Raw genomic sequence first — 17390 nt, 5'->3', positions numbered from 1 at the left:
CGCCCGCGCTCAGATCAGAACTGCGGCATCTCCGGCTGCTGATGGGCTGCCAGAACCTGCTGGAAGGCCTGGGACCAGACCTCCGGCGGCTGCGCGCCCGAGATCGCGAGCTTGCCGTCGACGATGAAGAACGGCACGCCGTTGACGCCGACCTTGCGGGCATGATCCTCCAGCCCGATCACGGTCTCGCGCAGCTCGTCATTGGCGAGTTCGTCGCGGGCGGCCTGTTCGTCGAAACCCTGCTCGACGGCGATCTGGACCAGCGTCTCGATGTCGCCGATGTCGCGCCCGTCCTGCCAATAGGCCTTGAAGAGAGCCGTCGTCATGTCGCCGCCGCGCTGCACCGTCGAGGCGGCCGCGATCAGCATATGCGCCATGCGCGTGTTGACGCTCTTCGTCACCTTCGCCCAGTTGAAGGTTACGCCGCTCTCCAGCGCCGCTTCCGACAGCTTCAGCTCGATTTCCTTGCGCTTGCCCGGACCGAACTTGGCCTCGAGATACTGGGTGCGATCCATGCCCTCCTCCGGCATTTCCGGATTCAACTCATAGGGTAGCCAGGTGATGGCGAAGCGCTCATTGAGACCGTAGCGCTCCAGAGCCGTCTCCAGCCGCGTCTTGCCGATGAAGCACCATGGACAGGCAATGTCCGAAACGATCACGAGCGGCAGCTTGTCCTGCATGTCGATGTCCTTCGTATCAGGCGGGATAGAGATGCTGCCCGCCATGCCGGTCTTCGGCGATCGCTTCCGCGCCCGGCGTCTCGCAACCGGAGAGGAAGGAGGGGCCGACCGGAATCTTGCCGGCACCGCCGGGAATGTCGAGGATATAGGTCGGCTGGCACAGCCCCGAAAGGTGGCCGCGCAGGCTTTTGACCAGCGCCTGCCCCTCCTCCAGCGTCAGCCGGAAATGCGAGGTGCCGGGCGCGAGATCGGGATGGTGCAGATAATAGGGCTTGATGCGGTTCTCGACGAAGGCGCGCATCAGGGCCCCGAGCGTTTCGACATCGGCATTGACGCCCTTGAGCAGCACGGACTGGCTCAACAAGACATGGCCGGCATCGGCGAGCGTCGCGATCGCCGCGCGTGCGTCGTCGGTGAACTCGCGCGGATGGTTGGCATGGATGGCGATATAGCTCGCCTTGCCGGGAATGCGCAGCGCCCGGGCATAGTCCGGCGTGATCCGGCCGGGATCGACCACCGGGACGCGGGTGTGCCAGCGCGCGACCTTGATATGCGAGATCGCGGCCAGACGCTTCGCCACTTCGCGGATGCGGCGGGCGGAGAGGATGAAGGGATCGCCGCCCGTCATGATCACCTCCCAGATCTCGGGACGGGAAGCGAGATAGGCGAGCGCGGCGTCGAGCTTCTGGCCAGTCAGCGCATCGCCGCCGGGGCCGACCATCTCGCGGCGGAAGCAGAAGCGGCAATAGACCGGGCAGGCATGGACGAGCTTGAGCAGGGCGCGGTCGGGATAGCGATGGACCACACCCTCGACCGGAGAATGGGTGTCGTCGCCGATCGGATCGGCCAGCTCCTGCGGGAGCGTCACGAGTTCGGCCGCATCAGGGACGAACTGGCGCGCGATCGGATCGGCCGGATCGGCCGGGTCGATCAACCCGGCGACGGCCGATGTCACCGAGACGGCATAGCGCTCCGCCACCTTCTGCAGCGCCTCGCGGCGCGCGGGCGCGGCAAGCCCCGCTTCGACGAGCGCGTCGATGCTGCGCAGCGGCTGGCCGCCGGGGGGCAGGTGAACGGTCATGCCCTTCCCCTGCCCGCTTCCGCGACCGGCGTCCAGAGCACATCCTCGATCCGGCGCGCGCCCACGCAGAGCATCACGAGGCGGTCGAAGCCGAGCGCGATGCCGGACGCCGCCGGCATGCTCGCCAGCGCCTCCAGGAAATCGCCATCGATCGGATAGCGCTCGCCATAGATGCGCTCCTTCTCGTCCATGTCGGCCTCGAAACGGCGGCGCTGCTCGGCCGGGTCGGTGAGTTCGCCGAAGGCGTTGGCGAGTTCGACGCCGCAGGCATAGAGCTCGAAGCGCTCGGCCACGCGCGGATCGCCGGGCTTGGGCCGGGCGAGCGCGGCCTCGCTGATCGGGTATTCGCAGAGGATCGTGGCACGGCCGCGGCCGAGATGCGGCTCGATGCGCTCGGAGAGCACGCGGCTGAAGATATCCGACCATGTGTCGTCCGGAGCGACCCGGATGCCGGCCTCGATCGCATCGGCGGCAAGCCCGCCCCGATCGACATCGTGATCGGCAGTGACCGTGCGCAGCAGGTCGATCCCGGCATGGCGCTTGAACGCCTCCTGCAAGGTCAGGCGCTCGGGCTCCGCGAAGGGGTCGGCTTCGACATCGCGCCAGCGCAGCATGGTGGCGCCGGCGGCACGGGCAGCCTCAGCCATCAGCGCCGCGCAATCCTGCATCAGCACCTGATAGTCCTCGCCGGCGCGATACCATTCGAGCATGGTGAATTCGGGGTGGTGCAGCGCCGTGCGCTCGCGGTTGCGGAAGACGCGGGCGAAATCGAAGATGCGGGTTTCGCCGGCCGCGAGCAGCTTCTTGGCCGCGAATTCCGGCGACGTGTGCAAGTAATAGGGGTGCGACTGCGCGGCGTTGTCGACCAGCGTCGTGGCAAAGCCGTGCAGATGCGTCTCATTGCCGGGTGAGAGCTGCAGGATCGCCGCCTCGACCTCGGTGAAGTCATCAGCCTCGAACCAGCGCCGCAACGCCGCCTTGATCCGCCCGCGGGCGAGAAGCGCCGGGCGGCGGTCGGCATGGACATCGGGCCGCCAGAACGGCGTCGGGGAGGAGCTCATCGAATCTCGCACCGGATACGTCGGAAAGCTTTCGTTTCGCGCGCGAATGCGGTAGTTGCGCGGCAATCGAATTCGCATAGCGCGCGGGCGCGCCGCGCACCAGTAAGGACATTCACGTGGTCAAGGTCATCGCTTCCTCCGTCCGCAAGGGCAACGTCCTCGAGCTCGACGGGCATCTCTGCACCGTCATCTCGGCCGAGAGCTTCTTCCCCGGCAAGGGCACGCCGACGACGCAGATCGACATGCGCCGCATCGCCGACGGCGTGAAGATGACGCAGCGCTACAAGACGACCGAGCAGGTCGAGCGCGCCTATGTCGAGGACCGCGACTTCACCTATCTCTATCAGGACGGCGAGCAGTACGTCTTCATGAACCCGGAGACCTTCGACCAGATCCATGTCGACAAGGACGTCGTCGGCGACTCCGCCCCCTATCTTCAGGAAAACATGAAGGTCTCGCTCTCGGTGTTCGAGGACAAGGCCGTGGCGATCGAGCTGCCGCAGCGCGTCACGCTCGAGGTCGCCGAGACCGAGCCGGTGACGAAGGGCCAGACCGCCTCTTCGTCCTACAAGCCGGCGATCCTGTCGAACGGCGTGCGCAGCGCCGTGCCGCCGCATGTCGGCGTCGGCACCCGCATCGTCGTGATGACGGCCGACGGCTCCTATGTCGAGCGCGCGAAAGATTGATCTGCCGAGGCACGCGCCGCGGAACAATCTCCTCTATAGCTAACGCAGCGGGCCCTTTCCGGGCCCGTTGTCGTTTCGAGGTTTCTTCTCATGCCGCTCACAGTCCAGGCCGCCGCCCTTTCCGGCTTCGTGCAGACGCTCAAGGCGCTCGACGCCATTCTCGACAAGGCCCTGGAGCAGGCCGAGACCCGCAAGATCCAACCGGAAGTGCTCCTGACGGCGCGTCTCGCGCCCGACATGCTGGCCTTCACCCGCCAGATCCAGCTCTGCTGCGACTTCGCCAAGAATGCGGTGGCGCGGCTTTCCGGCGGCGAGAACCCGCGCTTCCCCGACGAGGAGAAGAGCTTCCCCGAGTTGAAGGAGCGCATCGCCAAGACGCTCGCCTTCGTCGCGGCCGCCGATGGCGCGGCCCTCGACGCCGGGCTTTCCCGCGAGGTTACCTTCCCGCGCGGCCCGTCGGCGACGGTGACAATGACGGGCGAGGCCTATCTCACCCGCTTCGCCATCCCGAACTTCTATTTCCACGCCACGACGGCTTACGACATCCTGCGCGAGAACGGCTTCCAGATCGGCAAGCAGGACTTCCTGCGCGGCGTCTTCGACGCCTGAGGGAGAACGGGCCGGGGCATGGCCGCGGCGCCTGCGATCACGATCGAACGCGCCTCTCCCCGGGATGCCGGGGAGATCGCCTCGCTCTATCTGGCCTCACGCACCGAAGCGCTGCCCTATCTGCGCCGCTGCCACAGCGACGACGAGGTGCGGGACTGGATCGAGTCCGTCAGGCTCGCCCGCGGAGAGACCTGGGTCGCACGCGAGGCTGGGCGCATCCTCGGCTTCATGTCGCTCGACGGCGAGGAACTCGACCAGCTCTATCTGCTGCCCGGGCATTTCAGGCGCGGCATCGGCTCGCTGCTGCTCGCCAGAGCCAGGGCGCGCTGCCCCACCCGCCTCAGCCTGTTCACCTTCCAGCGGAACACGGCAGCTCGGGCCTTCTATGAGCGACACGACTTCCGTCTCGTCGACCTCAATGACGGCACGCGCAACGAGGAAGGGGAGCCGGACGCGCTTTACGAATGGCGCAAATCTGTTTCCACCGAGGGCTTGCAATCGGCGACCACGCTTCCCATTTCAGGGTCACGATGATGTATCGAGGGCGTTCCACCGCCTTCCATCATCGTTGAAGACGGCCATGAGCCGAACGTGTGACGCCGGATGTACGCGCGCCCGTTATGGACATGGCCGTTGGCTTTTCGATGCCCGTAGCGCCTTGGCGCTGCGGGCATTTTCTTTGCGCCCGGCCAACGGAAGCGCAATCAATGTTCATTGTATGTTCATATCAAAAGGCGCAGATTGAGCGCAAGGCGAGGCTCAGGTGATGGGAGGTTCGTCATGATCTCAACCTTCAGCAGCAATAAGATGGTTGCCACGGCTTTCGCCGCGGCAGCGATCTCGATGGGCGTCATCGCATGGTCGGCCCCCGCCGAGGCACGCTTCGGGGGTGGCGGCTTCGGTGGCGGCGGCATGGCGTTCCATGGCGGCGGTGGCTTCCATGGCGGCGGCATGGCCTTCCGCGGCGGCGGCGTCCCGATGGGCGGCTTCCGGGGCGGCGGATTCGCACGTCCCGGTTTCGCCCGCCCGGCATTCGTTGGGCCCGGCTTCGTCCGGCCAGGCTTTGCCAACCAAGCGGTGTTCTTCCACGACCGGCGGTTCCACAATAACCGCTTCTTCTTCGGTCCGGCTTTCGCGCTGGGCGTAGGCGCGCCCTATTACTACAACAGCTATTACGGCGATGACTGCTACTATGTGTGGCGGCGCAGTTTCGACCCGTGGGGCTATGTCGTCTCCCGCCGTGTGCTGGTCTGCCAGTGACGTGTCGCGTCACGGAGCCTGACAGCTTCAGCAGCGACCGGCTGCGCCGCCATGAGGATGGCGCCGCGCGGTTCCAGGGCAGCGCGCAGCATGGCCAGGCCACACCAGTCCGTTGCACCGGCAAAGGCCAGCATCGCCCCCATGATCCCGGCAATGGCGAAAGCCACGGTCAAACAGGCAAAGCCGGCGAGGACCAGAAGCGCGACCATGGCTCCGTCGATCAGCTGAACCTGCCGAAAGATCGACAGGCGCGGGCCGGAGTTGCCGACGATCGGTAAGCCAGCGGCCCGCCAAGCCACGACACAGCCGTCGAGGGCTGACGCTCTCTGCTCGCTGGGCGGCAAGCGCACAGGCCGGGCGCTTCGCATGCCGCCCGTCCTGAGGAGCCGTTACAGCAGGAGCGGCATCTCGAAGGATGCGGGCTCACATTCCCAGACTGACGCTAACCCAGCAGGAACGGATTGTTCCGCCGTTCCTCGCCCAGCGTGCTGGCCGGGCCATGGCCGGGCAGGAACTGGACGTCGTCGCCGAGCGGCAGCAGCTTCGTCTTGATCCCCGAGATCAGCGTCTCGTGATCGCCATAGGGGAAATCGGTCCGCCCCACGGAACCGGCGAAGACGGTATCGCCCGCCAGCAGGAAGCGTAGATCCTTCTGGAAGAAGGTGACATGGCCGGGCGTGTGGCCGGGGACGTGCTGAACCGAGAAGGTCAGGCCTCCCAGCGAGACTTCGTCGCCTTCCTTCAGCCAGCGCGTCGGCTTCACCGCCTTCATGTCGAGGATGTCGAAGCGCAGGCCCTGCTCCGGCAAGCCGTCGAGCAGGAACTTGTCGCCTTCATGCGGTCCGATGATTGGCAGCGAGAGCGCCTCGGCGAGCTCGGTGGCGCCGCCGGCATGGTCGAGATGGCCATGCGTCAGCCAGATCGCGACCGGGGTGACGCCGAGTTCCTTCAGGGCTTCCTGCAAGCGGGGCGCGTCGCCGCCGGGATCGACGATGGCCGCCTGCTTCGTCTCGGGATCCCAGAGGATCGAGCAGTTCTGCTGGAACGGCGTCACCGGCACGACGGCGATCTGGAGCGGCGCTTCGGGCTGGTCGGTCATGCCATTGCCTTTGGTTCGAGCAATATGAAAGAGCCTCACCGCCCGCCGCAGCGATTGGCAATGAGCGCGCGGTAGTTCGTCAGCTCGGAATCCATCTCCGCGACATTGCGTTCGCGCTCCGCCCCGCTCTGGCAGGCGGCGAAAACCGAGCGCGCCTTCTGCAGGTAGCCGACATGCTCGCGAAAGGTCCGGCACTGAGTCGCCTGATCGGCGCTAGCCGCGGCAGAGAGCCGGGTCTGCTGCAAGCGGAAGCCGGCCTCGTTCTGGAAGAGGTCGCGCGAGCAGGTCGCCGGGCGCGGCTGCTGGCCGAGCGCGGAGCCGGCCAGCAACAGCGTCGTCGCAACGGTCAGTGCGAGCCTCATCCGAGGTTCAGCTCCTTGAAGAAGTCGTTGCCCTTGTCGTCGATGACGATGAAGGCCGGGAAATCCTCGACCTCGATCTTCCACACGGCTTCCATCCCGAGTTCCGGATATTCCAGGACCTCGACCTTGCGAATGCAATCCTGCGCGAGGCGCGCCGCCGGGCCGCCGATCGAGCCGAGATAGAAGCCGCCATGGGCTTTGCATGCCTCCCGAACCGCTGCAGACCTGTTGCCCTTGGCCAGCATCACCATGGAGCCGCCGAAGGACTGGAACTGGTCGACGAAGGAATCCATGCGGCCGGCCGTGGTCGGGCCGAAGGAGCCCGAGGCGAAGCCTTCCGGCGTCTTGGCCGGGCCAGCGTAGTAGACCGGGTGGTTCTTGAAATAGTCGGGCATGCCCTCGCCGCGCTCCAGCCGTTCACGGATCTTGGCATGAGCGAGGTCGCGGGCGACGACGATGGTGCCGGTCAGCGACAGGCGCGTCTTGACGGGATGCTTCGACAGCGTCGCCAGGATCTGGCTCATCGGCCGATTGAGATCGATCTTGACGACATCGCCGCCGAGCTTCGCCTCGTCGACATCCGGCAGATACTTCGATGGATCGGCTTCGAGCGCCTCGAGGAAGATCCCGTCCTTGGTGATCTTGCCCTTGGCCTGACGGTCGGCCGAGCAGGAGACGCCGAGCCCGATCGGCAGCGACGCCCCGTGACGCGGCAGGCGGATGATGCGAACGTCGTGGCAGAAATACTTGCCGCCGAACTGCGCGCCGACGCCGAGCGCCTGCGTCATCTTGTGGACCTCCTCCTCCATCTCGATATCGCGGAAGGCGTGGCCCGAGGGCGAGCCCTCCGTCGGCAGCGCGTCGAGATAGCGGGTCGAGGCCAGCTTCACCGTCTTCAGGTTCTGCTCGGCCGAGGTACCGCCGATGACGATGGCAAGGTGGTAGGGCGGGCAGGCCGCGGTGCCTAGCGTCAGGATCTTCTCCTTCAGGAACGCCATCATGCGGTCCTTGGTGAGAAGCGACGGCGTCACCTGGTAGAGGAAGGTCTTGTTGGCCGAGCCGCCGCCCTTGCAGACGAAGAGGAACTTATAGGCGTCCTCACCCTCGGCGTAGATGTCGATCTGCGCCGGCAGGTTGGTGGCGGTGTTCTTCTCCTCGAACATCGAGAGCGGCGCGAGCTGGGAATAGCGCAGGTTGCGCTTGAGGTAGGCGTCATGGACGCCCTCGCCCAGAGCCGACTCGTCGTCGCCGTCAGTCCAGACCTTGCGGCCCTTCTTGCCCATGATGATGGCGGTGCCGGTATCCTGACACATCGGCAGCACGCCGCCGGCGGCGATATTGGCGTTCTTCAGCAGGTCATAGGCGACGAACTTGTCGTTCGAGGTCGCCTCGGGATCGACGAGAATCTTGGCGAGCTGAGCGAGATGGCCCGGGCGCAGCAGATGATTGATGTCGATGAAGGCCTGTTCGGAGAGCTTGCGGATCGCCTCGCGGGAGACGCTCAGGACCTCGCGATCCCCGATTTTCTCGACGCTGACGCCTTCGCTTCCGAGCTTGCGATAGGGCGTCTTGTCCTCCCCGAGCGGGAAGAGATCGACATGCGTATAGGCCATGATCAGCGGCTCCGAAGCGATGAAGCGCCGCGCTCTCGATTTGGGACAGAGACTGCTCCACCGACAGGCTCGCTGTGGATCAGAACGGTCTCCAGCCGGACGCGCGGCGCCGTATGGCCGGCGTCATAGCCCGTCGACCGGCGTCGTCCAAGCAGTCTTTAATGAGTTTAAGCGCAGGCAGCCTGAGTGGCCGACTCGGCAAGGATGGCGTAGATCGCCGCGGGGTCACGAATCTTGCGGACCTGCTCAAGCACCGACTGGTTGCGAAGCACGCGCGCAACGCGGGCCAGCGCCTTGAGATGGTCGGCGCCAGCGCCCTCCGGCGCGATCAGCACGAAGATGATGTCGACGGGCTGGCCGTCGAGCGCGTCGAAATCGATCGGCTTTTCGGTGCGGGCGAACAGGCCGACCAGGCGGTCAATGCCCGGCATGCGACCGTGGGGGATGGCGATGCCGTCGCCGATGCCGGTCGAGCCGAGCCGTTCACGCTGGAGCAGCGCCTCGAAGATCTCGCGGTCGGGCAAGCCCGTCAGGGCGGCGGCATGCTGGGCAAGCTCCTGCAGAGCCTGCTTCTTGCCATTGGCCCGTAGTGGCGAAATCACCGCGGCGGGGCTCAGGAGATCGGTCAGCGTCATTCGCCCGTCCATGCATGTCCCATGCCGGCCGAAACGCCGTCGGCATGGGTCAGGTTCGAGGGCCGGGGCGGTCGCCCGCCGGCCTCAGGACAGCGATGCCGGCGGGTCGATCCAGCCGATATTACCGTCGCGGCGGCGGTATACGATGTTCATCCGGCCATTGCCAGCATGGCGGAAGACGATGACGGGCGAACCAGTCATGTCGAGCTCCGCGACCGCATCGCTGACCGTCAGAACATGCAGCGATTTGGTGGTTTCGGCCACGGTCACCGGGTGATCGCCGGTGGAAACACCGTCGAACTCCTCGATATCGTCATCCGGAGCCGCAATCACATAGCTGGGGATTTCGATTCCGGCGTCGCGTCCGTTGGCCGTCGAACGGTCCTTCAGCCGGCGCTTGTAGCGTCGCAACCGCTTCTCGATCCGCTCAGCCATCTTATCGAGGCTGGCATAGGCATCATGGGCGGTGGCCGAGGCTTCCAGCGTGATCCCCGAAGAGAGGTGAATGACGGTGTCGGTGCGGAAGGCCGTACCGTCCTTGTCGACCGTGACGTGCCCCTGATAGCCGCCCTCGTAATATTTGCTGACGGCTGCAGCGACCCGCTCTTCGGCCTGGCCGCGCAGGGCCTCGCCGACATCGAGATTCTTGCCGGAGATTCGCAAGCTCATGGACTGCTTCCCCTTGTTTAGCCATGGCCAGTGGTTGGCCATCATCCAGAGCTAAGAACCGCGAGTCCGGGATGTCAATGTGACAAGGGAAGCATGGCGCCGATGCGCCAGCGTTTTGGAACCAAATTGCTCAACGCCCTGCGGCCGCCATCGCAACCTTCTCCCGCCGACGCTCCATCGACGAAGGAATGCGCAGCGATTCCCGGTATTTCGCGACGGTGCGCCGGGCGATGTCGATGCCGGTGGCCTTGAGCCTGGTGACAATGGCATCGTCGGAAAGCACGTCGCCCGGACTTTCGTCGTCGATCATCTGCTTGATGCGGAAGCGCACGGCCTCGGCCGAATGCGCCTCGCCATAGCCGGTCGCCGCGATCGCCGCCGAGAAAAAGTACTTCATCTCGAAGACGCCGCGCGAGCAGGTCAGGTACTTGTTCGAGGTGACGCGCGAGACGGTCGATTCGTGCATGCCGATGGCATCGGCGACCGTCTTAAGGTTGAGCGGGCGCAGATGCTCGACGCCATAGGCGAAAAAGCCGTCCTGCTGGCGCACGATTTCGCTGGCGACCTTCAGGATCGTGCGTGCCCGCTGCTCGAGCGAACGCGTGAGCCAGTTCGCGGTCTGCAGGCATTCGGCGATGAAGGCCTTCTCCTCGTCGTTGCGCGCCGCCCTGGAAACACGGGCATGATAGGTCTGATTGACGAGCAGGCGCGGCAAGGTGTCCGGGTTGAGATCGATCAGCCAGGAGCCATCGGGCGCGGCGCGGATGAAGACATCCGGAACGACCGTCTCCGCCGCCCCGCCGCCGAAGGCCCGACCGGGCTTGGGATCGAGCCGGCGGATCTCGGCGACCATGTCGGCGACATCTTCATCATCGACGCCGCAGACGCGTTTCAGCGCGGCAAAATCGCGCTTGGCGACGAGATGGAGGTTCGCCACCAGAGCCTGCATCGCCGGATCGAAGCGGTCGCGGTCTCGCAGCTGGATCGCGAGGCATTCGGCGACGTCGCGTGCAGCGACCCCCGATGGATCGAAGCTCTGGACGATACGCAGCACGGCTTCCACCCGCTCGATACCGATGCCGAGACGTTCGGCGATGTCCGGAACGGGTTCGGCGAGATAGCCGCTGTCATCCACCGCATCGATGAGGTGCCGGCCGATGATGCGCTCTGCCGGGTCGGTGACGGCGAGGTCGAGCTGGGCACTGAGATGGTCGTGCAGCGAGGCTTCCGCCGTCAGCCCGCTCTCGAAGCCTTCGGGCCCGTCTTCGAAGGAGCCGCCGCGGGAGCCATAGGCTCCGCCGATGACCGGAAGACTGTCGGCGCCGCCTGAATCGCTGCGCGCCGCGCTCGGCTGCTCGCTCTGAAAGACATTGTCGAGGCCGGTGCCGAGCCGGCCTTCCATGCCCTCCTGGGTATGCAGGCTTTCGGCGCGGGCAAAGCTCTCGGGATCGGCGGCGTGCGGGCTCTCGGCCTCCGCACCGCCGCCTGGGGGGACTTCCGGGCCGTCGTTCCGCTCGAGCAGCGGGTTCCGCTCAAGCTCGCCGTCGACGAAGTTCTGGAGTTCCAGATGCGAGAGCTGCAGGAGCTTGATCGCCTGCAGCAGCTGCGGCGTCATCACCAGGGACTGGCCCTGACGCAACTCCATGCGCGGCATCATCGCCATGCGCGAAAGGCCCTTCTCGATCGCGCGCCACACGGCACGCTTCTTGCTTGTGAGAAGACCCTAGCGCCTGCTCAGCGCCGCGTCAAAGCCCATGCCTCGTTTGCAGGCAGGAAATTTGATGCACCGCAACAAACCGACGGAAATCGAGGCAGACGCCGCCGATCAGAGGCGGAAATCCTCGCCGAGATAGACACGGCGGACATCGGGATTGGCGATAATCTCGGCCGGCGAGCCTTCCGTCAGCACCCGGCCGGAATGGATGATATAGGCGCGGTCGACGAGGCCGAGCGTCTCGCGGACGTTGTGGTCGGTGATGAGCACGCCGATGCCGCGGTCGGTCAGCTGGCGCACCAACGCCTGAATGTCCCCCACCGCGATCGGATCGATGCCCGCGAAGGGCTCGTCGAGCAGGATGAAGGAGGGCTTTCCGGCGAGCGCGCGGGCGATCTCGCAGCGGCGGCGCTCGCCGCCGGAGAGCGCGATCGACGGCGCCTTGCGCAGCCGCGAAATGGTGAATTCCTCAAGCAGCTGGTCGAGCTGACGCTCGCGCGCCTTGCGGTCAGGCTCGACCACCTCGAGCACGGCGCGGATGTTGTCCTCAACGGAGAGCCCGCGGAAGATCGAGGCCTCCTGCGGCAGATAGCCGATGCCGAGCCGGGCGCGCTGGTACATGGGCAGCCCGGTGATGTCGTTGCCCTCGAGCGAAATGACACCGAAATCGGCCCCGACCAGACCGGTGATCATGTAGAAGATCGTGGTCTTGCCGGCGCCGTTCGGGCCGAGCAGGCCGACCGCCTCCCCCTGACGCAGATAGAGGCTGGCGTCCGACACCACGGTGCGGCCGCCATAACTCTTGCGCAGATTGCTGACTGCGAGAATCCCCGGCCCGCCGATCTCGGCGGCCGTCGAGCGCATCGCACCCTCGCCTGCGGCGCGCCTTCCGCTGCCAAAAAGCCCACGCAGGCGGCCGAAGACTCCACCCGGACTCGGAGCCTGGGTGCGTGCGGGCATGGCGGCGGGGCGAGGCGCTTCGGAGACAGTCACTGCGGGCACGGTCGCTTGTTGAGCTCAGTTGGTGGGCTTGGGGGCCGGCTTGGCGCCAGGCTTGGTCGCGTCCGGCTTGTTCGTTTCCGAGTTCGGCACGAAGAAGCCCTGGACGCGTCCGCCCTTGGTGGTCTCGACATTCGCGACGCCGGTCACCGTATTGTAGGTCAGCTTCTCGCCGCGGGTGATGTTCGGTCCGTCATTCAAGGCGACATTGCCCGTCATGATCACGACATTGTTTGCGCGGTCGAACTCGGCATTGTCCGAGGTCGCAGCCTGGGTCTTGGAGACGACCGTCACCGGCCCCTTGCAGAGGATGCGCTTGATCGAGCTGTCATTGCCGTTCGGCGCGGCCGGAGTCGCGGCTGCCGGCTTGGCAGCGCCGGCGCCTCCCTGCCCGCCATTGCGTCCCTCATAGAGCACGGTCATCACGGTGCAGCGCACCGTGGTCTCGCCCTGGACCGCGACGACATTGCCGGTGAAGACGGCCTTGTTCTCCTTGTCGAGCACATCGAGCTTGTCAGCATCGATCTTGATGGGCTCCTTGCTGTCGCCGCCGAGACCGCCGAGCGGGGACGAGGCATTGCCGCCGCGCGCCTTGCCCTGCGCGGCCTGCGCAAACGCCGTTTGCGGAGCCGCGGCCAAAACCACGCCCGCCGCCAGCAGCAGAGCGGCGCCGCGGAACCCCTTGGCGAAACGGAAACTGTGGCTTGCCGTGCTCATGTCACTGTCTCTTCCCGTTGCCAGCATCGTTGGCGGGCGTGTCGCCTGCCGGAGCAGCCCGATTCGCGTTCAGCAGTTCCGGCATCGGCGTGCTGCCCTCGCGCTCGGGCCCGGCGATCGTACCTGCTGGCGCGTTCCTGATGAAGACCCGGACCCGCCCCTCGAATGCGATCAACTCGCCATTGTTCTTCACGTCAAGCGTGTTGGCGTCCACAGTCGTCTCGCCGAGCGAGACCTTGACCGGTTCCGTCGAAGTCACGGCGCCGGATTTGAAGTCGACATCGGCCGTCCTCATCTGCATGTCGTGGCCGCTCTCGGTCCGAACCTTCACATCGTCGACGAGCTTGAGCTTTTCCTTCTGGGTGTCGAACAGGCCTGTCTTCGCATTGACCGTCACCCAGCCCTCCCGCTCCATCTGGATGCGTGCGGTCAGGATCTGAAGCTCGATCTGGGTCGGGTTCTTGATCTCCTGAAAGGCATTCTCGGCCGTGACCTGATAGGGCCGGTTATTCTTGCGGTAGCCGGAGAGCTTGGGCGTCTCCATCCGCACCTTGCCGCCGGTGATGCCGACCGAGCTGACCGAGACATTGGCGAGCTTGCCGCGGAGCGGGTTGAGAAAGGGGACGACGACCAGCGCGACCACCAGCGTCACTGCGGTCAGGGGAATAAGCGTGCGCAGGATGTGAACGGCCCGGGTGTGGCGACGCGCCGCGGCAAACGCCGCGCGACGGCTCAGCGCCTGCGCGGAAATCCTTCCCGCCGGGTCGTTCAAGGTCATTGCCACAGTCATGCCCCGCGCAATGGCAGCCGCTCACGGCTTTTTCGTGTCGCTAGGGCGAACCGCAACGCGCCCCCGCGCCGCCCGCTCCAGACCGGACGGGCGCGCCCCTCGCGCCAGTCTTCGCCGCAGACTGACGCAAGAACCCTTCGAAATTGTCAAGTGTGAGCGAAAATGTCGGTCTCGCCCCAGCCGGCCAGATCGAGCTCGGCGCGGTAAGGCAGGAAGTTGAAGCAGGCCTGGGCGAGATGGCTGCGGCCCTCGCGCGCCAGCATCGCCTCGAGCTTGGCGTGGAGCGCGTGAAGATGCAGCACGTCGGAGGCGGCGTAGGCGAGCTGGGCCTCGCTGAGCGTGTCCGCACCCCAATCCGAGGATTGCTGCTGCTTCGAGAGCTCGACGCCGAGTAGCTCCCGCACCAGATCCTTCAGGCCGTGGCGATCCGTATAGGTGCGGACCAGCTTCGAGGCGATCTTGGTGCAGTAGACCGGGGCCGTTACCACGCCGAAAGCGTGGCGCAACACGGCCACGTCGAAGCGCGCGAAGTGGAAGAGCTTCAGCACGGCCGGGTCTTCGAGCAGGCGGATCAGGTTCTTGGGCCGCTCGCCACTCTTCAGGATCTGGACGACGTCCGCCGTGCCGTCGCCACGCGAGAGCTGAACCACGCAGAGCCGATCGCGATGCGGGTTGAGGCCGAGCGTCTCGGTGTCGATCGCAACGCTCGAACCGGCCTCGTAGCCGTCAGGCAGATCGCCGCGATGAAAACGGATGGTCATGCTCGAAACCTCACTCGGGCCGCGCTGAGGCGCCCTTAAACGGTACTCACGGGAATGGAACGGCAGCAGACCGCGCCGGAGCGGCACGCCTTCCGCAGCTAGCGGCCTCGTATGGCTGGTTCAAGCCCTTTCTGATTTGGCACAACTGGCCGACCCTATCGTTAACCTTTTATTCACTATAAGCTTCAAGCTTTCGTTGAGGCATGCGACAAGAGTGACAATGGAGCACGACGCATGTCCCCGATTCGCCTTTTCTGCGATCTCGATGGCCGCATCGGCCTGCGGGCCTTCTGGCTCGGCAGCGCCGCCGTCGCGTTCACTCTGCTTGCCTTGCAGCGGATCCTGCCCCAACTGACGGATCCCCAGATCGCGCGAACCGTCCTTGCCTTCACAAACGCTTTTGCTATGTTTCCCTGGGTGGCGCTGGCCGCCAAGCGCGCCACTGACCGGGGCGGCAGCCCGCTTTTCGGCATCCTGCTGATCTGCGCGATCGTGCTGCCGGAGCACCTGCGTCTCTACATGCCACTCGGCTGGCGGCCTTCGCTGGAAGCGATCTCGACCATCGCCTGGGTGGTCGCCTTCATCGATCTCGGCCTGATGCCTTCGGCCAAGGACGGGCCGGCGGAGGCATTGGTCGCCGTCGAGGCCGGCTCCCGCTCAGCCTGAAGCGCGCCGGATCTCGGCGCGTCCTGCCGGCCCGGAAGTGCGATCTAACTCTTTGTCGGAGCATCGGATCTCTTCGAAGAGCCGATTCCACTTTTTGGTCCGATGCTTTAAAGCGGCGGCATGACGACGACGCCCTCCGCCTCTGCCCCTGCCCTTTCCTTCGATCCCGCCGATCCGGTCGCGCTGACGCAGGCGCTGGTGCGCTGTCCCTCCGTCACGCCGCAGGAAGGCGGCGCGCTCGCCCTGCTCGCCGCCGTGCTCACGGCCGAAGGCTATGAAGTCCACCGCCCGGTCTTCAGCGAGCCGGGCACACCGGATGTCGAGAATCTCTATGCCCGCATCGGCAGCGAGGCCCCGGTCTTCGTCATCGCCGGACATACCGACGTCGTGCCCGTCGGCAACGAGGCGGCCTGGACACGGGCGCCCTTCGACGGCGCAATCGAGAACGGGACCCTCTACGGGCGCGGCGCCTGCGACATGAAGGGCGGCCTCGCCGCCATGGTTGCGGCGGCGATCCGCTATCGCCGCGAGAACCCCGATGCGCCCGGCTCCATCGCCTTTCTGGTCACAGGCGACGAGGAGGGCCCCGCCGTCAACGGCACGGTGAAGCTGCTGGCCTGGGCGCATGAGCGTGGCGAGCGCTTCGACCATTGCATCCTCGGCGAGCCGACCAACCCGGCAACGATGAGCGACATGATCAAGATCGGCCGGCGCGGCTCGCTGACCGGCCAGATCACCGTCCATGGTATCCAGGGCCATGTCGGCTACCCGCACCTCGCCGATAACCCGATCCGCGGCATGGTCCGGCTGCTGGCGGCGCTCGACGCCGGGCCGCTCGACACCGGCACGGAGCATTTCGACCCGAGCAATCTCGAAGTCACGACGGTCGATGTCGGCAACCCCGCGTCGAACGTCATCCCCGCCCAGGCCAGGGCCGTCTTCAACATCCGCTTCAACGACGTCTGGACGCCCGAGACGCTCGCAGCCGAGATCGAGCGGCGTCTGCACGAGGCCGCGGGCAACACCGTGCGCTACGAGGTCGGCTTCCAGCCGACCAACGCCGTCGCCTTCCTGACCGCGCCCGGCCCGTTCGTGGCGATGGTCGGCGATGCCGTCGAAGCCGAGACCGGCAAGCCCCCCGCCCTGTCGACGACCGGCGGCACATCCGACGCGCGCTTCATCAAAAGCTTTTGCCCTGTCGTCGAGTACGGCGTCGTCGGCAAGACGATGCACCAGATCGACGAAAGCGTGGCCGTCGCCGACCTCGCTGCACTGGAGCGGATCACGCATCGGTTACTCGCCAGCTATTTTGCAGCGCAACATAAAGCTTGACGCGCCGGAACTGCGAGCCATTATCGCCGTTAGACGAAAGTCTAAGAACGCAGATAATGGAGATCGTGATGAGGCTTGCCGCCGACGACATCGCGCGCTCGCTGCGCGGTTCCTGGCATCTGATGACCCGCGGCACTGAAGCGCTTGCCGAACTCGACCTCAGCCGCGACGGCTTCTGGCGCTCCTTCCTCGCCTTCGCGCTGATGTTGCCGGCGACCGTCGCGATCCTCGCCGCGGCCCGCCTGTTCGCCGGCCTGCCGAACAGCGCCGGCCTCTTCACCGTGCCTGAGCTCGTGCTGGCGGTGATTGGCGCGCTCTGCCTCGCCATCCTCGCCGTGCCGGCCCTGCTGATCGCGCTGCGCCCGGAGCTTGCGCAGGCGCCGCGGTTCACCAGTTTCGTCATCGCCTGGAACTGGGCCGGCATCGTTTCGGCCAGCCTCATGGCGGTGCCCGCCGCCGTCTTCGCGCTGGGGTGGTCGACACCGGAGCTGGCGCTGGTGCAGGCGGCATTCTTCGCGGCGATCGTGCTGCGCTTGCGCTATTGCGTGGCGCGTGCGGCCTTTGGCCCGGAAGGGCACAGCATCGCGCTGCCGCTGGTCATCGCCAGCATCGTGCTCGACTATGGCGTGATTCGGCTGTTCAGCCTGTTCTGAGCC

General features: G+C 66.0%; 21 protein-coding genes. 7 read left to right on the top strand and 14 right to left on the bottom strand.

Annotated elements, in window-relative coordinates; translation table 11 throughout:
- Window positions 1-14 precede the first annotated feature (14 nt).
- Genes AC1DEZ_RS23780 through epmA form a run of 3 tightly spaced genes read right to left on the bottom strand, consistent with a single transcriptional unit; the run spans window position 15 to window position 2822 of the window.
- Window positions 15-725, bottom strand: a complete 711-nt coding sequence (locus AC1DEZ_RS23780) for a DsbA family oxidoreductase (RefSeq protein ID WP_441513635.1) — start codon at window positions 723-725, stop codon at window positions 15-17.
- Entirely contained in the window at window positions 697-1761 is a 1065-nt protein-coding gene (locus AC1DEZ_RS23775; protein ID WP_441513634.1) for a lysine-2,3-aminomutase-like protein, read from the bottom strand. Before AC1DEZ_RS23775 ends, AC1DEZ_RS23780 begins: the two co-directional genes overlap by 29 nt.
- On the bottom strand, window positions 1758-2822 hold the full coding sequence (epmA, locus tag AC1DEZ_RS23770; RefSeq protein ID WP_441513633.1) for an EF-P lysine aminoacylase EpmA: 1065 nt from the start codon (window positions 2820-2822) through the stop codon (window positions 1758-1760). The genes AC1DEZ_RS23775 and epmA overlap by 4 nt, the downstream gene beginning before the upstream one ends.
- A gap of 116 nt (window positions 2823-2938) precedes the next feature.
- Between epmA and efp the strand changes: the two genes are divergently transcribed.
- The 4 genes from efp to AC1DEZ_RS23750 all read left to right on the top strand — a co-directional run bounded on the left by efp (window position 2939) and on the right by AC1DEZ_RS23750 (window position 5377).
- Window positions 2939-3508, top strand: a complete 570-nt coding sequence (efp, locus tag AC1DEZ_RS23765) for an elongation factor P (RefSeq protein ID WP_441513632.1) — start codon at window positions 2939-2941, stop codon at window positions 3506-3508.
- A 90-nt stretch (window positions 3509-3598) separates the two neighbouring features.
- On the top strand, window positions 3599-4117 hold the full coding sequence (locus AC1DEZ_RS23760; RefSeq protein ID WP_441513631.1) for a DUF1993 domain-containing protein: 519 nt from the start codon (window positions 3599-3601) through the stop codon (window positions 4115-4117).
- 18 nt (window positions 4118-4135) lie between these two features.
- Window positions 4136-4651, top strand: a complete 516-nt coding sequence (locus AC1DEZ_RS23755; RefSeq protein ID WP_441513630.1) for a GNAT family N-acetyltransferase — start codon at window positions 4136-4138, stop codon at window positions 4649-4651.
- 246 nt (window positions 4652-4897) lie between these two features.
- The gene (locus tag AC1DEZ_RS23750; protein ID WP_441513629.1) at window positions 4898-5377 is read left to right on the top strand and encodes a hypothetical protein; all 480 of its coding nucleotides are present in this window, start codon (window positions 4898-4900) and stop codon (window positions 5375-5377) included.
- Here AC1DEZ_RS23750 and AC1DEZ_RS23745 read toward each other — a convergent pair.
- From AC1DEZ_RS23745 to AC1DEZ_RS23695, 11 genes are all read right to left on the bottom strand, one after another.
- Window positions 5341-5676: a hypothetical protein gene (locus AC1DEZ_RS23745; RefSeq protein WP_441513628.1), complete on the bottom strand. Its 336-nt coding sequence runs from the start codon at window positions 5674-5676 to the stop codon at window positions 5341-5343. The genes AC1DEZ_RS23750 and AC1DEZ_RS23745 overlap by 37 nt on opposite strands.
- A 143-nt stretch (window positions 5677-5819) precedes the next feature.
- Entirely contained in the window at window positions 5820-6476 is a 657-nt protein-coding gene (locus tag AC1DEZ_RS23740; RefSeq protein ID WP_441513627.1) for an MBL fold metallo-hydrolase, read from the bottom strand.
- Between the two features lie 35 nt (window positions 6477-6511).
- On the bottom strand, window positions 6512-6838 hold the full coding sequence (locus AC1DEZ_RS23735; RefSeq protein ID WP_476780891.1) for a hypothetical protein: 327 nt from the start codon (window positions 6836-6838) through the stop codon (window positions 6512-6514).
- Window positions 6835-8451 (bottom strand): fumarate hydratase, encoded by a 1617-nt coding sequence (locus tag AC1DEZ_RS23730; RefSeq protein WP_441513625.1) that lies wholly within the window; start codon window positions 8449-8451, stop codon window positions 6835-6837. The genes AC1DEZ_RS23735 and AC1DEZ_RS23730 overlap by 4 nt, the downstream gene beginning before the upstream one ends.
- 167 nt (window positions 8452-8618) lie before the next feature.
- On the bottom strand, window positions 8619-9086 hold the full coding sequence (gene ptsN / locus AC1DEZ_RS23725) for a PTS IIA-like nitrogen regulatory protein PtsN (protein ID WP_441513624.1): 468 nt from the start codon (window positions 9084-9086) through the stop codon (window positions 8619-8621).
- 84 nt (window positions 9087-9170) lie between these two features.
- Complete coding sequence (gene hpf, locus AC1DEZ_RS23720; RefSeq protein WP_441513623.1) at window positions 9171-9755, bottom strand: ribosome hibernation-promoting factor, HPF/YfiA family; 585 nt, start codon at window positions 9753-9755, stop codon at window positions 9171-9173.
- Window positions 9756-9885: 130 nt separating this feature from the next.
- Window positions 9886-11418: an RNA polymerase factor sigma-54 gene (gene rpoN, locus AC1DEZ_RS23715; protein WP_441513712.1), complete on the bottom strand. Its 1533-nt coding sequence runs from the start codon at window positions 11416-11418 to the stop codon at window positions 9886-9888.
- Between the two features lie 162 nt (window positions 11419-11580).
- Complete coding sequence (gene lptB, locus AC1DEZ_RS23710; protein ID WP_441513711.1) at window positions 11581-12429, bottom strand: LPS export ABC transporter ATP-binding protein; 849 nt, start codon at window positions 12427-12429, stop codon at window positions 11581-11583.
- A 57-nt stretch (window positions 12430-12486) separates the two neighbouring features.
- On the bottom strand, window positions 12487-13185 hold the full coding sequence (locus AC1DEZ_RS23705) for an LptA/OstA family protein (protein ID WP_441513622.1): 699 nt from the start codon (window positions 13183-13185) through the stop codon (window positions 12487-12489).
- Between the two features lies 1 nt (window position 13186).
- Window positions 13187-13963, bottom strand: a complete 777-nt coding sequence (gene lptC / locus AC1DEZ_RS23700; RefSeq protein WP_441513621.1) for an LPS export ABC transporter periplasmic protein LptC — start codon at window positions 13961-13963, stop codon at window positions 13187-13189.
- A 158-nt stretch (window positions 13964-14121) separates the two neighbouring features.
- Entirely contained in the window at window positions 14122-14736 is a 615-nt protein-coding gene (locus AC1DEZ_RS23695) for a ribonuclease D (RefSeq protein ID WP_441513620.1), read from the bottom strand.
- A 234-nt stretch (window positions 14737-14970) separates the two neighbouring features.
- Between AC1DEZ_RS23695 and AC1DEZ_RS23690 the strand changes: the two genes are divergently transcribed.
- The 3 genes from AC1DEZ_RS23690 (at window position 14971) to AC1DEZ_RS23680 (ending at window position 17387) form a co-directional block, all read left to right on the top strand.
- Complete coding sequence (locus AC1DEZ_RS23690; protein WP_441513619.1) at window positions 14971-15402, top strand: DUF805 domain-containing protein; 432 nt, start codon at window positions 14971-14973, stop codon at window positions 15400-15402.
- A 120-nt stretch (window positions 15403-15522) separates the two neighbouring features.
- A complete protein-coding gene (gene dapE / locus AC1DEZ_RS23685) occupies window positions 15523-16734 on the top strand; it encodes a succinyl-diaminopimelate desuccinylase (RefSeq protein ID WP_441513618.1) in 1212 nt (403 codons plus the stop codon).
- A 68-nt stretch (window positions 16735-16802) separates the two neighbouring features.
- Window positions 16803-17387 carry a hypothetical protein gene (locus AC1DEZ_RS23680; RefSeq protein WP_441513617.1) on the top strand — a complete coding sequence of 195 codons (585 nt, stop codon included), beginning with the start codon at window positions 16803-16805 and terminating at the stop codon, window positions 17385-17387.
- Window positions 17388-17390 lie beyond the last annotated feature (3 nt).

Source organism: Allobosea sp. 10L422 (assembly GCF_056395345.1).
Note: the sequence above shows the minus strand (reverse complement) of the source record. Positions and strands in the feature narration are given on the sequence as shown.